The sequence below is a fragment of the Streptomyces sp. NPDC057617 genome (assembly GCF_042800555.1).
Taxonomy (GTDB): Bacteria; Actinomycetota; Actinomycetes; order Streptomycetales; family Streptomycetaceae; genus Streptomyces.
The window spans coordinates 487,289-502,715 of record NZ_JBHVGV010000004.1 but is presented as its reverse complement, the minus strand read 5'-3'; the positions used below and the strand labels follow the sequence as shown (position 1 = coordinate 502,715).

The 15,427-nt window shown below is 67.3% G+C and carries 6 protein-coding genes; all 6 read left to right on the top strand.

Translation table 11 applies throughout. The features are described 5' to 3' along the window. Positions 1-251 precede the first annotated feature (251 nt). The 6 genes from ACFU9P_RS13785 (at position 252) to ACFU9P_RS13760 (ending at position 15,420) form a co-directional block, all read left to right on the top strand. On the top strand, positions 252-1,478 hold the full coding sequence (locus ACFU9P_RS13785; protein WP_384079875.1) for a hypothetical protein: 1,227 nt from the start codon (positions 252-254) through the stop codon (positions 1,476-1,478). 1,181 nt (positions 1,479-2,659) lie between these two features. Beyond that, positions 2,660-6,283 carry a LamG domain-containing protein gene (locus tag ACFU9P_RS13780; protein WP_376386549.1) on the top strand — a complete coding sequence of 1,208 codons (3,624 nt, stop codon included), beginning with the start codon at positions 2,660-2,662 and terminating at the stop codon, positions 6,281-6,283. A gap of 159 nt (positions 6,284-6,442) precedes the next feature. Then, positions 6,443-12,955 (top strand): RHS repeat domain-containing protein, encoded by a 6,513-nt coding sequence (locus tag ACFU9P_RS13775; protein WP_376386532.1) that lies wholly within the window; start codon positions 6,443-6,445, stop codon positions 12,953-12,955. Between the two features lie 7 nt (positions 12,956-12,962). Beyond that, entirely contained in the window at positions 12,963-13,421 is a 459-nt protein-coding gene (locus tag ACFU9P_RS13770) for a hypothetical protein (protein ID WP_376386533.1), read from the top strand. A 1,050-nt stretch (positions 13,422-14,471) separates the two neighbouring features. Beyond that, entirely contained in the window at positions 14,472-14,954 is a 483-nt protein-coding gene (locus ACFU9P_RS13765; RefSeq protein WP_376386535.1) for a hypothetical protein, read from the top strand. Next, entirely contained in the window at positions 14,929-15,420 is a 492-nt protein-coding gene (locus ACFU9P_RS13760) for a hypothetical protein (protein ID WP_376386537.1), read from the top strand. The genes ACFU9P_RS13765 and ACFU9P_RS13760 overlap by 26 nt, the downstream gene beginning before the upstream one ends. The last annotated feature ends 7 nt before the right edge of the window (positions 15,421-15,427 follow it).

Genomic DNA, 15,427 nt, shown 5'->3' with positions numbered 1-15,427 from the left:
GTCACGCCACCGCTACGGCGGTCAGCGATCTCCGTGATCTCCCCGATCTCCGTGATCTCCGCGACGAAGCGCTGGACCCTGCCGCGTGGCTCGTGGAAAGTGGTGAGCGCGGACCACGCCTACACTTTCTGCCTGCCGACGCATGACGACCATCCGCCCGCCGCCCGCCGCTTGACCCGAGAGCGTTGTGCCGAAGATCAACCGTGGCACATCACCTCATCATCCAGCGACTCCGACGTACCGATTGAGCCATGCCCGAACTCACCTGTCCCCGCTGCCGGCACCAGGGGCAACAGCACCGCTGGTGGGCACACCGCCAGGACGGCGTGATATGCCCGCGCTGCCATCTCACCGAACGGATCACCGAGGTCCTCGACGACGGTACCGGCCAGGTCTCCCCTGCCCTGCTGCCCCTGCACGAGGCCATCCGCACCCAGCCCCGTCCGGACGCCGGGCTGGTCTGGCTCGTCGGCAACCGGCACGTCGCCCCCCTGCTGGCCGATCTGGCAACCGGCCGGCTGCCCCTCAGCCATGAATCCCTCAACGACCATCCCTCCCCGCAGTCCGCGGCACACCTGCGCGACCTGCTCGTCCAGCACAAGATCCTCGAACAGCGCGACCGCTACCTGGTCCAGTTCGAAGCCTGGCTCTCCCGGACCCTCGCCTCCATCGAACTGGCGGAAGACCGGCAACTCATCAGCCGGTTCGCCACCGGACACAGCCTGCGCCTGCGGGAGCGCGCCACTCAGGAGCCCCTCACGCCGGGCCTGGTCGACCGTCCGCAGCACGAGATCAACTCCGCGAAGGCCTTCCTGGCCTGGCTGCGCGACCACGACGCCACCCCGGCCACCTGCGCCCAGGCCCACATCGACACCTGGATCGCCACGGGCAGTACGAGCCGCCAAGGCACCCGGGCCTTCATCACGTGGGGCGCCGGGGACGGAGCGTTCCCGCACCACCTCAGCGTGCCGTACAACCTTCAGGTCACCCGCCGACGGAAACCCGCACGCGGCACGTTCAACCACGAACAACGCCTGCGACTCCTGCGCGACATACTCGATCCCGCGACCGACTACATTCTCCGCGACCGCGCGGCCTTCATCATCCTGATCCTGTTCGCTCAGCCCCTGGCCCACATCACCGCGCTCACCATTGACGACTTGGCCCTGAGCAACCACGAAGTCCGTATCAGCATCGACCGACCGCACGAACCCCGCCTGGTGCCCGATCCTTTCGCACCGGTCCTGCGCGACCACGCCCTCAACCGGGGCCCCCGCAACGTCGAGGCCAACCGCAGCAGCCCCTGGCTCTTCCCGGGCAACCGCCCCGGCCAGCACATCCACGCCAAGCACCTGAAGAACCACCTGAGCCGCTACGGCATCGAGGTCACCAGAACCCACCTTGCGGTCCTCCGGACCCTGGCCCAGGAAATGCCCCCGGCTGCCACTGCAATGAGCCTCGCGAGCGACTTCCGTTGAACCTGGTTCGCCGCTCGTTCAATCCGTGGGGCAACGTTCCGGATCGGCCCGACAGGAAGCACGGACCGTACTCACCGGACTTGTTGAGGGACAAGCCATCAAGGTCAGGATCAGCCCGGCCCGGCCCGGCCTGGTCTGGCCAACAAGCAGCCCCTGGGGCTGTGACCTGGGGGCTTTTCGTGGAGCGGGTGACGAGAACCGAACTCGCGCTCTGGGCTTGGGAATCAACCAGCGCTTGATCGACAGGCATGACTCTGACAAGGGAAAGTCCTGTGCAGAAGTGCCCTTGGCCAGCGGCCGGATGGTGTCTGTAGTGGCCGCTGTTGGCCCTTAGGAATGGCACGTAGTGGCACGCGGCACCCGTAAAGGCCCCCACGTGGGGTGGTCTCTTGCGAGAGGCATCAGGAGGCCGCAGGGACCCTTGAACCCCAGGATGCGTTCAGGGGGATTCGGAGCGCGGTGGACCACCAGCGCGAGGGGCTGCTCCGGCGGGTGTTGCCTGCGATGTCGGTGAGGAGTTGGTGGCGGTCTTCGCGGGAGACGTTACTTCTTGGCACAGCCCTTGTACTTCGCATCCGCAGCGAGCAAGGAGTAGCACCTGTTTCCTCCGCCGGTAGGTCGAAAGCCAGTAGCACATCGGGGAGGAACGGGCACCTGTCGCCGAGTCTTCCACTCGTGCGGATGTAGTCGCCCTTGCCTGAGCTCTGACGGAACCCTGTCCGCGCGGCTGCCCACACCGGGGCGTAGACCGACGTCCCCGCCGGTGCATGCGCTGGATCACGCCATCGACGAGGGTGTGAAGCGGGCCGTTTTCCAGCTGGGCCGAATGCTCCACTCGGCCGTGCGGGTCACTCAGCGTAGCGATGGTTTCTCGTGCAACTTCCACCGCGCCCACAACTAATTGGCGTCTGAACGAAGTTGCGGACGCGCTTGCCCATGGGAGCACTCTATAAACATGATCACTGTTAGTGATCATTGAGATTGGCTGAGTGGTTGCTGGTGTTCGGCCGTCCAGGGCTGCGTACTTCGTTAATCCATTGACCGTTCACTTTTCGTCTTGTTCTCCTGGGGGCTCATGTGTCTGCTGTGAATCTGGGGTGGGAGCTGTGAAGATCGGGCGGGGGCGTCGCCGTGGCGGTACGCGAAGAAGACGGTTGGGAGCTGTCGCCGTCGGCGCAGGCATGGCGTTGCTGCCCATGCTGCTCATCGCGCCGGCGCGTGCCGAGGAGTCTCCTCAGCTGACCGTGGAGCAGAAACTGCTCGAGCAGGCCAAGGAGTCGGGCAGCCGCGTTGAAGTGACCGGTCAGCGGTCCGAGCGGACGACGGTGTTCGCAAATCCGGACGGCTACACCTTCACACTGGAGGAGTCAGCCATCCCCGTCCGCGTGGCCAAGAACGGCGGCTGGCAGGCACCGGACCCGACACTGGAGGTCCGGGCGGACGGGTCGGTCGCGCCGAAGGCCGCTGCGGTAGACATGGAGTTCTCTGGCGGCGGAGCGGATGATCCGCTGGTCAGGATCTCCGACCGGGGCCGTTCGCTGGCCCTCAGCTGGCGAGGCAGACTGCCCGCGCCGAAGCTCGACGGCGCGAGTGCCGTGTACAGCGACGTCCTGCCGGACGTCGACCTCAGGGTGACAGCGTCGACCGAGGGTTTCCAGCACATCCTCGTCGTCAAGACACCGCAGGCGGCCGCCGGGGCCGCGCTCAAGGAGGTCACGTACGACCTGCGGACCGTGGGCCTGAAGCTGCGCGAGGGCACGGCTGGGAACCTGATGGCCCTGGACAGCAACGGTGCCACGCCCTTCCGGGCACCCCCGGCGCAGATGTGGGACTCGGCCGGCACGGCGACCGCCGAGAAGGCGCTCACAGCTGAGCAGGCGGGGCCGGTCCAGCGTTCGGCGTCCGCCGACGCCCCGGCCGACCTTGCGGCTACAGCCGACGCCGACCTCACCGAACCCCGCAATGGCGACAACGTCGCCAAGATGGACGTCGAGGTCACCCAGGACTCGCTCGCCCTCACCCCGGACACGGAGATGCTCGGTAGTACGGCCGCCGACCACTTCCCGCTGTATATCGACCCCAGTGTGACCTGGAGCGAGTCCGAGCGCACACTGTTGCGCAGCGATGGCTACGAGTCCTACGCCTGGGGCAACGGGGACGATGGCCTGGGCAAGGGCGCGGGCAAGTGCGGTACATGGAACAGCTACTACTGCGGTCCGGGCTATGTACAGCGGCTCTACTTCGAGTTCTCGCCGGCCAGTCTGAAGGGCAAGCAGGTCCTGGACGCCACGTTCCGGGTTACCGAGCCGTGGGCGTTCCAGTGCGATCCGCGCTGGGTGGATCTCGTCCGCACGAACAACATCTCGTCCGCCACAACCTGGTCCTCGCGTCCCAAGGAACTGGACCGGATGGGTGACCGGGACGTCTCGGCGGGCCGCGGGTCGCTGTGTGACCCGGACTCACCGGATGCACCGATCGAATTCAATGACAACCCGGAGGAGACGGATGAGAATCTCACGCCGACCGTACGGGACTTCGCTGCGGGCAAGTTCTCCCGCCTCACCCTAGAAATCCGGGCACACGACGAGAGCGACACCTCCGCCTGGAAGCGCTTCAAGAACGACGCGGTGCTGTCCGTCGACTTCGTGGGGCTACCCGCCAAGCCGACCGATATCGGCGTGGCGACCGGCACGGGCACCGTTTGCGAGACCGACGTGACCGACCCGGCCATCGTGTCCACGCTGACGCCGCTACTGCGAGCCACGGCGCAGACCGCGTCCGGCGGTGAGAAGGACGCTCAACTGCGGGTGGCCTTCGACGTGGACGCCCAGAGCGGCAACACCTGGGTCGACACTCCCGTCACCGCCGGAGCCGACCAGCGACCCACGTCGGGATACGCGGTCGACGGCACCGCTCTGTCGACGACCTGGCCGAGCCTGAAAGAGGGGACACTCTACCGGTACCGGGCGTGGGTGCGCTCGTACTACAACGGCGGCAGCAGCTACCTGTCCGGACCGTCGAACGGGTCGACGACCGGGTACTGCTACTTCAAGGTCGACCCGACGGCGCCCAAGGCCCCGGTGATCACCGTCGGCACGCCGTACACCCTGTGCACGAGCACAGACTGCCGCGCGCACGGCGGCCCCGGGCAGAGCATGACCTTCACCTTCGCCAAGGGCTCCAGCGGTGACACCAACATCGCCAGCTACCAGTACAAGCTGAGCACCCAGGCGGCCTGGTCGACGTCGATCCCCGCGTCCAAACCGACGGCAACCATCACACCGGACCGCTCGGGCACGCTGCGGATCTACGCCCGTGCCATCGACAACGTCGGCAGCGGTCGGCCCGGTGCGCAGAACGTCGTAGACGTGCTTGTCGACGCGGGCCAGAGCGCCGTCGGACGGTGGCGGTTCGCGGAGACCGAGGGAGCGGCCATCGACTCGGCGACCGCCGTAGGCACCAGTCGGCGGAACGCAATGCTCTCCGGCGGGGCGAGCCGCGACGACCGCGGACGGCGCGGGCTGATCACACATGACGCCGCCGGCGTACCGCTGGAAACCCCTGTCACCGACCGGGGCCTGGTGCTGGACGGCAGCACCGGGTACGCGGCGACCGACACCAACGTCCTGGAGACCCGGTCGTCGTACACCGTCGCGGCCTGGGTACGGGTGGACCCGGCATCGACGAAGACCGTCACCGTCCTGAGCCAGACCGCGGCGACGACGAGTCCGTTCAGCAAGAAGTTCAGCCCCTTCATCGTCTCCTACGGCGGCACGTGGAGCCTGCGCGTCTTGGCGAAGGACGGTACCTTCCGGGAGGCTGCGGCACCGAACCCGTCCCCCAAGGGAGTGTGGACGCATGTGGTCGGCGTTCATGACGCTGTGGCCAAGAAGGTCTCCCTCTACCTGAACGGAATCCTGCAGGCCAAGGTCGACGCGGGTGAGGCGTGGAGCGCGGATGGCCCCCTGGAGATCGGGCGCCTGATGCACGCGGACAACTACCTCGACTACCTCAACGGCTCCGTCGACGAGGTCGCCGTCTGGCAGCGGGCCCTGGGTGACAAGGAGATCGCCGATGAGGCGAGGCTGCTCACCTCGGAGAGCCACGCTGGTGTGGAACTGGTCGCCGACTGGGACGCGGCCCTCGGTAGCGGTACGTCCGTCGCCGACAGCATCTCCGGCTACGGCAAGAACCTGACCCTGGCCAACGGGGCCACCCTGGACGGCGAATCGATTGTCCTGGACGGTGTCGACGACGGGGCCACTACGGGCGGACCGCTCGTGGACGACACCGGTTCGTTCACGGTGACCACGAGGGTTGAACTGGACGCCGCCAAACTCGCGGCCAAGGAGACCGGTTACATAGGCCATATCCTCGGCCAGCGCACGACCGACGGCTCCGCGTGGGGACTCTGGTACCAGATCACCGACAAGGAGACGGTGCTGGACGAGGAGACGCTGGAGGAGCGTGTCGTGCCGACCGGCAAGTGGCACTTCGGCCGACTGAACGCCGACGGAACCTTCAGCTCCGTCATCTCGAACGAGGCTGCGGCGGCCGACAGTGTCGTACGGCTTACAGGCATCTTCGACGCCCAGACCGGCACGATCGGCCTCTACCTGGGGCACAACCAGAACGGCGACGACCTGCTGTTCACCGCCAAGACGGGAACGGGCGACTTCGCCCTGGGCAAGGGTTTTACGAACGGTGCCTGGCAGCACTACCTGCCCGGCCGGATCGAGGAGGTCCTGGTGTGGGCCGGCGCCATGGCGGGCCCGGACCAGATCGACACGCTCGTTGGTGACTGACGGTAAGTCAGGAGTGGTCGGCGGCCATGACGGGCCGCCGACCGCGCCGCGACCGGGTGCGCCGCGCCACGATGCGGCTCGGCATGGTGAGGCGCTGCAACCCGACTCGATGAATTCACATTCCGGCCTGTGGGCCGGAAAGAACGGTGGGGGCAGAACATGAGATTTGGCAGGGGCGCGTCACACAGACGCCGCGACGTGCGGTTCTTGACTGTCGCGGTGGCACTTTCCTTGCTGGCACCTGTGGGCCTGGCGGAGGCGGCAACGGACTCCGTGAGCCCACCGGACGTACCCGAACAGCGGGTGAGCGAGGTCGAGGAGGTGCGCACGCTCGGCGCGAAGAGGGCCCGGCAGAAGGCCGCCGAACTGCGGCAGGCCAACAGCGGGCAGGCGCTCCGGGCGGCGGACGACCGGAGGGCCACCTGGCCCAAGCCCGGCACGGCCGTCATCGCCCTCGGCGGCAAGCGCAAGGGCGCGGCCGCACCGGCCGGCATTCCTGTGACGGTGCAGCCCAGGGCGGAGGCTCTGACTGCGGCCGGCACCGACGCACGCGTCTCCGTGCTGGACCAGGAGGCGGCGGAGCGGTCCGGTGTCACCGGTGTCCTGCTCACCGCCGAGGCCGATACCTCCGGACGCGCGCGCGTGAGTGTCGGCTACGACTCGTTCGCCAGCGCGATCGGAGGCGACTGGGCCGGGCGGCTGCGCCTTGTCCAGCTTCCGGCGTGTGCGCTGACCACGCCGGCCAAGGCCGAGTGCCGCCGGCAGACCCCGCTGGAGTCCAAGAACGACCGGACCGCCAGGACCGTGTCGGCCGATGCGCACCTCACTGGAGCCGGCAACGGTACCGCCGCCCGGCGGGAGACGGCGGCGGCCCCTACCGTCCTTGCCGTCACCGCCCTCTCGGCGGGTGCCGGTGAATCCCCGTCCGGCACCGGCGACTACTCGGCGACCGCGCTGTCCGCGGCCTCGTCCTGGGAGGCCGGCGGCAGCTCAGGCGCCTTCACCTGGTCGCAGAAGTTCCCCCTGCCGCCGGCCGCCGCCGACCCGACTCCGACGCTGACCCTGACGTACGACTCGGGCAGTGTGGACGGCCGTACGGCGACCACCAACAACCAGGGCACCGCTGTCGGTGAGGGCTTCGGCCTCACCGACTCCTACGTCGAGCGAGCCTATGGCAGCTGCGACGACGACGGTCATGTGGACATCTTCGACCGCTGCTGGAAGTACGACAACGCGCGCCTCGTGCTCAACGGCAAGTCCAGCCGACTGGTCAAGGACGACGACACAGACCACTGGCGCCTGGAGGACGACGACGCCTCTACGGTGACCCGCGGCACCGGCGCCGAGAACGGCGACGACGACGGCGAATATTGGACCGTCGTCACCGGCGACGGCACAAAGTACGTGTTCGGCCTGGACAAGCTCGACGGCGCGGGAGACCAGCGCACCAACTCGGTGTGGACCGTCCCGGTCTTCGGTGACGACACCGGCGAGCCCGGCTACGTCAAGGGCGACGCTTTCGGTGACCGCGCACTCACCCAGGCCTGGCGGTGGAACCTCGACTATGTCGAGACCACCCGCGGTAACGCCGGCACGTACTGGTACGCCAAGGAAACCAACCACTACAAGAAGAACAAGGCCGAGACCGCCAATACCGCCTACACACGCGGGGGTTATCTGAAGGAGATCAAGTACGGCCTGCGCAAGGACGCGCTGTTCACCGACGACGCCGACGCGAAGGTCACCTTCGGACACGCGGAGCGCTGCACCGCCGACGACTGCTCCTCGCTGACCAAGGACACGGCGAAGAACTGGCCGGACGTGCCGTTCGACGCGATCTGCTCCGACGGCGACAAGGAATGCAATTCGTCGGGCCCGGCCTTCTTCACCCGCAAGCGCCTGACCCAGATCAACACGTTCTCCTGGTCGGCCGCGGACAGCGCCTACAAGGCAGTCGACACCTGGGACCTCACCCAGAAATACCTGGACGGCGGCGACATCGGCGACAGTAGTGACCAGACCCTGGCGCTGATGTCGATCCGCCGCACGGCCAAGGCGGGCACCGAGATCGCCAACGAACCGATCGGCTTCACCTACCAGATGCGGCCCAACCGGGTCGACGGCACCGACGATATCCTGCCCCTGCGGCGGCCGCGCGTCTCGACCATCACCTCGGAGACCGGTGCCCTGACAACGGTCACACTGTCGTCGGAGGAGTGTGTGCGCGGCAGCGTCATCAACGCTCCGCAGGACACCAACACGCGCTCCTGCTACCCGCAGTACTGGAACATCAACGGCGCTGAGAACGCATCGGTGGACTGGTTCCATAAGTACCGCGTACTCGCCGTGGTCACCTCTGACCCGGCCGGTAACAACGAGCCGGTGGAGAACGCCTACGACTACACCGGTGCGGCCTGGCACTTCAACGACGATCCGTTCACGCCCTCGGACGAGCGGACCTGGTCCGATTGGCGCGGCTACCGCGAGGTCACCGTCACCAAGGGCGCGGTCGGCTCGACCCGCTCCAAGACCGTCTCGCTCTTCTTCCAGGGCATGGACGGCGACAAGAAGGCCGATGGCACCACCCGTTCGGTCAGCCTCGCCCCGCTGGCCACTCCCGCCCTGGGACTGCCTTCGCTGACCGACAGCCCGCAGTACGCCGGGCAACTGCGCGAGCAGGTCGTCCACAACGGTACGACGCCAATCAAGGCAACCGTGAACAAGCCGTGGTCGAAGGAGACCGCCCACCAGACGGTGCCCGGCGCCACCGACCACCGATCCCGATATGTACGCGGAGCGGAGGCCACCACCTACACGTACCTGACGGCACCGAAGACGTGGCGGGCCCGCACGATCGCCAACACCTACGACGACTACGGCATGATCACTGCCGCGGAGGACACTGGTGACACCGCCAAGAGCGGTGACGAGACCTGCACGCGCACCTGGTACGCGCGCAACGACACCATCGGGATCACCGGCCTGACCTCACGGGTCCAGGTGGTCGGCAGGCTCTGCCCGGTCACCGACGGCTCCCTGTCGCTGCCCGCGGCCGTCGACAAGCGCGGCGATGTGCTGTCCGACACGGCCAGCGTGTACGACACCGCGGGAGCCAGTACCTGGAAGCCGGCGCAGGAGCCGACCAAGGGCGAGGTGACCTGGACGGGCCGGGCCACCGGCTACCCGGCCACGGCCGACGCGGCAGGCCTGCGCCTGCCGACCGGCTGGCAGACGATCAGCACCACGACCTACGACACCCTCGGTCGCGTCGTCGGCATCACCGACGCCGGCCAGAAGCCCACCACGACCGAGTACACGCCGCCGACGGCCGGTCCGCTGACCAAGACCGTGGTCACCAACGCCATGGGCCACAAGACCACCACGTTTATCGACCCGCGGCGCGGCCTGGCCGAGCGCACCTACGACGCCGCCTTGAAGAAGACGGAACTCGCCTACGACGCGATGGGCCGGCTGACCGCCGTCTGGCTGCCCAACCGCAAGCGCGCCAGCGACGCCGCCAACAGCACGTTCGCCTACAAGCTCAGCGCCACCAAGCCGTCCTGGGTGTCCACGTCGACGCTCAAGGCGGACGGCAAGACCTACAACACGACGTACGACCTCTACGACGCACTGCTGCGCAAGCTGCAGACCCAGTCGCCCACCCCGGCCGGCACCGGCCGCGTCCTGACCGACACCCGCTACAACTCGCGCGGCATGCCGTACGAGACGTACGCCGACATCTACGACTCCACCACCACTCCCACCAGCACCTACACCCGCACCGAATACGGCCAGTCGCCCACCCACACCACCACGACCTACGACGGCGCCGAGCGGGAGACCAGCCGTACGGTCCACTTCTACGGCGTGAAGCGTTGGACCAGCACCACCACGTACACCGGTGACTCGATCGCGACGTCGGCCCTGGAGGGCGGTGTGGCCCAGCGCACCATCGTCGACGGGCGGGGACGGACCGTCGAGACCCGTCAGTACGCCGGACAGAGCCCGGCGGACCTGGAGTATGGCGACGACGCCGGAGCCGCCTACACCTCGGTGCGTACCTCCTACACGCTGGACGACAAGGAACTCGCCGTCACCGGTCCCGACCAGGCGAAGTGGACCTACGGGTACGACCTGTTCGGCCGGCGCACCAACGTCGACGACCCGGACAAGGGCGCGGCGCACACCGACTACAACGTCCTTGACCAGGCCGTCAAGGTCACGGACGCCCGACAGCAGTCCGTGCTGACCGACTACGACGACATCGGCCGCATCACCGCTACCTGGGCCAACTCCAAGACCGCGGCGAACCAGCTCACCAAACAGGTCTACGACGATGTCGTCAAGGGCAAGCCGTCGCAGTCGATCCGCTACGTCGGCGGCAGCGGTACCACGGGCAAGGCCTACATCCGCAAGGTCACCGAGTACGACAGCCTCGACCGCGCGGTGGCCACGGAGATCGTCCTACCCGCGGACGACGCCCTGGTGACGGCGGGAGTGCCCTCGACCATCGCATTCAGCAGTCACTACAACCTTGACGGAACCCTGGAGAACAAGACCGAGCCCGCACTGGGCGGACTGCCCTCGGAAGCCGTGAAGTACGGATATACCGGCCTCGCTCAGGTGAAGTCCGTCAACGGCTCCACCGGCTACCTCCTGGACACCGACTACTCCATGCTCGGCCAGGTTCAGCAACTCGTGCTGGGCCAGGCCAACACCGAGGACCAGAAGAAGACGTATGTCAACCACACCTACGAGGAGGGCACCGGACGGCTGCTGCGCAGCCACGTCACCGACCTCACCCTCGGTCTGGTCCAAGACCTGAACTACACCTTCGACGACGCCGGCAACATCAAGTCGATCAGCGACCCGAGCACGGTTGCCGGCGCCAAGCCCGAGACCCAGTGCTTCGCCTACGACGGCTTCCGCCGTTTGACCGACGCCTGGACCCCGGCCTCGCAAAGCTGCTCCGCCGTACGCAGCGCCACGAGCCTGGGCGGTCCGGCCCCGTACTGGACCAGCTACTCCTACACGGAAGCCGGCCAGCGAAAGACCGAGACCGAGCACATCAGCGGTGGCGACACCACGACCACCTACTGCTTTGCCGCAGCCGCCAAGCATGCGGTCACCGGCACCACAACCAAGGGCGACTGCGCGAGCCCTGCGCAGACCTACGACTACGACGCGTCCGGCAACACCTGGCACCGCCCCGGCGCCACGGCCAGGCAGGAACTGACCTGGTCCGCCGAGGGCAGGCTCGCCCGGCTCACCGAGGGGACGGACGCGACCGACTACACGTACGACGCCGACGGCAACCTGTTCATCCGGGCCGCCGCGAACGGTGAGCGGGTGCTCTATGCTGGGGCCACCGAGGTCCACCTGCGCAAGAACGGTACCGTCTGGGCCCAGCGCCACTACGGGACCCAGGAACTGACGGTCGCCGTCCGCACCAACCAGAGCGGCACCAACAAGCTCTACTACCTCGTCGGCGACCACCATGGCACATCCAGTCTGGCCATCGAGGCCGGGACGCGTGCCATCACCCGGCGTTCACTGAACGCCTTCGGCGAGGAGCGGACGCAGGCCGCGGTCGGCACCTGGGTCGACGACCGCGGGTTCCTCGGCAAGACGTCCGACAAGAAGACCGGCCTGACCCATGTCGCGGCCCGGGAGTACGACCCGGTACTCGGCGCTTTCATCAGCGTCGACCCGCTCCTGGAGACGGCGAAGCACCAGTCCCTCAACGGCTACGGGTACGCCGAGAACAACCCGGTGACCCTCGCGGACCCCAGCGGTCAGGGCTCGATCAGCTGCACCATTGGCGTGGACTGCTCCGACGACATGATCGAGGCCGACAAGAACGTCGCTCCGCCGTTCCACTCCGGTGGCAGCTCCGGCACTTCCAGTGGCAACTCGGGCACTGCTGGCACGTCGTCGGTGCTGCCCAGCGGAGGTCTGCCGCTGACCCTGGCGCAGTTCCAACCGGTGGTGCTGCTGATGGGCCCGGACCCGCTGCCGATCACGTTCAGCCAGAGCCCGGAGATGCGCAGGCTCCAGAAGATGTTCATGGAGGCCCAGATGTCCAACCGGCCGCCCTCCGGCCAACTGGCGAGCAAGGACTTCGGCGGTGACGGAAAGGTCCGCAGTGGTGGTCCGTGGAGCCTGGCCTGGCGCTGGATCTGGGGAAGCCCGGAACTCAAGAACCGCATGGGCGACCAGAACTTCGACGGCGACGACGAGCTGACGCGCATCCTGGTCGAGAGCTCCAGCATGAAGGACGCGCGCGAGTCAATTGCGGCCAACTTCGCGTTCACGGGAAAGAAGAGCGGACGCGAGGACTACAGCACGACGAAGAACCGGGACGGCGAGGACCTCAACGTCCTGCAGATGGCCGGTGTGTACGTCTCCGACCTCGGCGGTCTGGTTGTGGGCAAGGAAGACCGGAAGGCACAGGGCGTCCTGGGGTCCTACTCGCTGCAGTACAACGTCACGAAGTCCAAGGGAGACACCCTCACTGTCAATTACCGAGCGTGGACGGACATCGACAACGAGTCGTTCGTCCCCGGGCACAGCAAGTGGCAGGAATCCTTCAACGGTACTCCGCAGTACACTGGCGGTTACTTCGCGGGGTACCGGGTTGAGATCAAGTGGCAAGAAACGATCTACAAGTAGGCAGGGCGTGAAGGTACTTCGTGGGTGCGCGATAGCCGCAGCCGTCCCCGTACTGCTCCTCGGCGGCCTGTTCGCCTTGGAGGGCTGCGGCGGGGGCGCGCCGGAGGAACTGGACGCGAAGCAGGTCGCCGGGGTCTGGAAGGGCGCCGGGGGCGGCCGGGTCGAGTTCGACGACGACGGCAGCTTCGCGATGTCGGGCATCCCGCGGAGCGCCATCGAGTTCGGCTTCATCGACCCCCCGCCCGGAAACGGAAAGCTCTCCGGGCGGGGGCGGTGGAGCCTCGACGGTGGCGACGACAGCAGTGGCACCATCGAGCTGCGCTTCGACGCCGCAGGCTCCTTCTCGGACGACTCCGAGTCCACGCTTCTGCAGGTCGAGGAAGCGGGCGTGCGCCCGAAACTGTACTTCGACACGGACGCCGACGAGGGGTACGGCTACGAGATCCGCCGCGAAACGTCCTCGTAGCCGACGGCGCCGGACCGCCCGAAAGGTAATGGGTGACGGGGCGCTCCCCGGCTCGGGGGCGCTCCCGCCACTTCACGCCGGCGGCTCAGCGGCCGACGTCGCAGGCGTAGCCGTCTTCCAGTAGGAGGCGACGGGGTCACCCCCCACGCGGTCATCGCAAACCCGCAGGCTGAGCACCCCATGCCTGCACGCAGCTTCCTTGCACTTCGAAGCAGGTGACTCACACCACCACCTCACTGCTTCTTGTATGTCGATGTGCGTCGGCGTCTCGACTGGTTCGCCGCCAAGGAGCCCGACTGACTGCTGTTCGACAGCGAGCGGGCCGCTCTCTTCCGCCGCTCCACGTTCGGGCGGAAGTGGCACAAGGCCCGGGACAAGGTCGGGCTGCCGCCTAGCTTCCGCTTCTACGACCTGCGGCACACGGGTAACACGCTCGTCGCCCAGTCCGGCGGCACGCGCATGGACCGGCAGAAGGAAGTCGCCCAGGGCCTCGACGCCCGCGTACGGGTCGCACGGAAGGACGCCACGAGCAACCGCGGCGACGGGCGGTCCGACTCGGGCAGCGACTCAAATGGTGCGCCAGTGGTGCGCCAAGCCTGACCGCTCCGACACCCGCACTCAGGGGCCGACGCGACACGTGTCGGCCCCTGACGCGGTCTCCTCAGCCTGGGAATCGGCATCGGTGGAGCGGCTGAGGCTCCACCTGTGACCACTCAACTCCTCACTCCTGCAAGAGGGTTGGCCATGAGGGGTCTAGACAACAACGAAGCCCCGGGCCGCTGACCTGGGGCTTTCAAGGCCGGGCGGGTGACGAGAATCGAACTCGCGCTCTGAGCCTGGGGATCAACCAGTACTCGACCGTCTTTAACCCCGGTGACCTGCCGAAATGGCCGCGCAAGAGGAGGTCTTCCAGGTTCCGGAGAGTCCCTTGTTGACTGGCATATACCCCAATGACTGGCATGTAGTGGCACGCCAGGCAGATGCGGAAACTGAGATATACGGGGCTCAGTCGTTGACGTCGGTCGGATCCCGCCCTGGACGGTCTCGTTGATGGTCGAGCACGGACACCTCGACGAAGTGCGGCTCCAAGCGCGCGGCGGGGACTGGTACTGCGCGAGAGCGTGGTCGCAGGCGCTGATCGAACAGGATGAGCGGGATGCGGCCCTGGACGTGCTCGTCCCGTTCGTCGATGCCGAGTGGTGGCGCGCGACCGAAGTGGTTGCCGACCTCCTCGACGGCTGGGGTCGTACGGACGAGGCGATCGCTCTGGCCCGGCCACACGCGGATGCGGGGGAGCAGCTCGCCTTGGAGTATCTGGCGAGGCTACTGACTCGGCACGGCTGCGGCGACGAGGCGTTCGGGCTGTTAGGCCCGCACACCAAGGACTGGTTCCTTGCGGAGGAGTTGGTCGATGTGACTGGTGGCCTGGACCGGGACGAAGAAGTGGCCGATCTGCTGATTCCGCATGTCGAGGCTTTGCGTGTGGCGCGCCGAACCCTCAAACGCCGTGAGGCTGTTGGCCACGGTACGTGAGCGGCAGGGGCCGGTTGACGAAACCGTGGCGTTGCTGCACACCAGCCGTGCCACGGTGGTCAACGGCCGTCACCAGCTCGCCGACTTGCAGGTCCGGCAAGACCGTCTGCCCGAATTGCGGGAGTACATCGCGCGCGCAGGCGACGAGGATGCCGTCCGCCACCTGGCCAAGTCGCTGGAGGAGCGAGGAAACATCGAGGGCGCTGTCGAGGTCATGCGGCCTTTCGCCGTCGGCGGTTCACCGAGTGTGGCTGTCCGGCTGGCCAAACTGCTGACCAGGCACGGTCGCGCCGACGAGGCTGTCGAGGTCCTGCTTCCGGTGCCGGCCCGCATCGGCGACCCCGAGTGGGTGGTCCGAACGCTGCTTGCTGATCAGGGACGCGCAGAGGAGGCAATGGCCTTCATCGACGATCTTGCCGCGCAGGCCGACGGGATGTGGTTTGAGCTGTTCCGCGAAAGCCTCTGACTTCTGT